Consider the following 1,220-nt stretch of genomic DNA (forward strand, 5'->3'; position numbering starts at 1 on the left):
TGGGCGAAATCGACGCAATGGAATTCCTAATCGATAAGCTAGCAATGACGAAGACGAATGATGAGTTCTTCGATGCGATGCGTCGTCAGTAATAACTGAGTTCTTATTTTGAAAAAGCCACCACAAAAATGGTGGCTTTTTTATTGCTTTCTATCAATAGAAGCAGCAAAATGAGAACAAATGTTATCGGGAGGTTAACATGCAACAAGGAATGTTGTCGTCATTACTCCTGAGCTTGTCACTGCTCACTCTACCCGTGGCCGTTTCTGCGAAGGAAATGCAGGAGTCTGTGGTAGAACAGTGGCTTCAGGATACTCAAATTCAAACCAAAGTTTCTGAACTCCTTGAGTACGTGGTCAGAGATGAGGTTGATTCGCTTAAATTTTCCCTCGATCGGCTCGCTTTTCCTCAGCAAGAAGTGGTGCGTTTTCGCCTGTTGGAAAAATTAGAACAGCAAAACATCATACTTACCCCGCGCATGGCACTGTTCGTGGAATCGCAAGTTCGTTTGACACCCACGTATCAAATGTTGGAGCGAGGCGATGGCTATGAATTCAGTGTACCCGCATTCAATTACCCAGCGATTGCGAGTCGTTTAATTAAGCGTTGGAAACAAGACCAAAGCACGTTAGATTTTGTGCTGCAAGCTGAACGAAAAGAGTTAAACCTGCAGCAGTGGTTAACGGGGACGTCTCAACAAATTCAGACGAGAGAATCCTTGCTCATTCGTGAGCTAGATAGCTTATCGCCAAGTGCGTTAAAAGCCTTAACGACGCAGTTAACTCAAGCGAATGTCACCAGTTGGCTACCGTCCACAGCAGTGGTCGTTCGTATGGCGCAAGTCAGCCAAGACAAAGCCATGTACGATTTACTATGGCGAATGCGCGCCGATTACAATAGCCAACAGGAACTCAAGCGCTTAGCTGATACAGGAGATGCTTTCTCTTTGCAGCAGTTGATGAATGCCACGATCAACCCAAGCCTCAAACCTCACGCGATTCGCTTACTCACCAAATCCAATCCATTATCGCCGGAAGTGAAACAGTTTCTTATTGCGAAAATGGCATTATCTGAAGAAGCGACACTGGTCGCTCGTCAACTGGCTCAACAAGGCCACCAAACATGGCTTGAAGAATTAATTTCAAGTAACCGCCAAGTAAAGGCTCGTCAGATCGAGCAAGTACTAAAGTAACCCTGCTCACATACCCACACAAAATAGG

Annotated in this window: 1 protein-coding gene; it reads left to right on the plus strand. The window is 45.5% G+C overall.

The window, feature by feature from the left end; genetic code table 11:
* Window positions 1–199: 199 nt before the first annotated feature.
* On the plus strand, window positions 200–1,192 hold the full coding sequence (locus R8N49_RS24845; protein ID WP_005480957.1) for a hypothetical protein: 993 nt from the start codon (window positions 200–202) through the stop codon (window positions 1,190–1,192).
* The last annotated feature ends 28 nt before the right edge of the window (window positions 1,193–1,220 follow it).

The sequence above is a fragment of the Vibrio sp. 1978 genome, assembly GCF_033344345.1.

Coding starts and splice junctions, on each gene's coding strand:
- R8N49_RS24845 (WP_005480957.1), top strand. CDS start 200: ATGCAACAAGGAATGTTGTCGTCATTACTCCTGAGCTTGTCACTGCTC.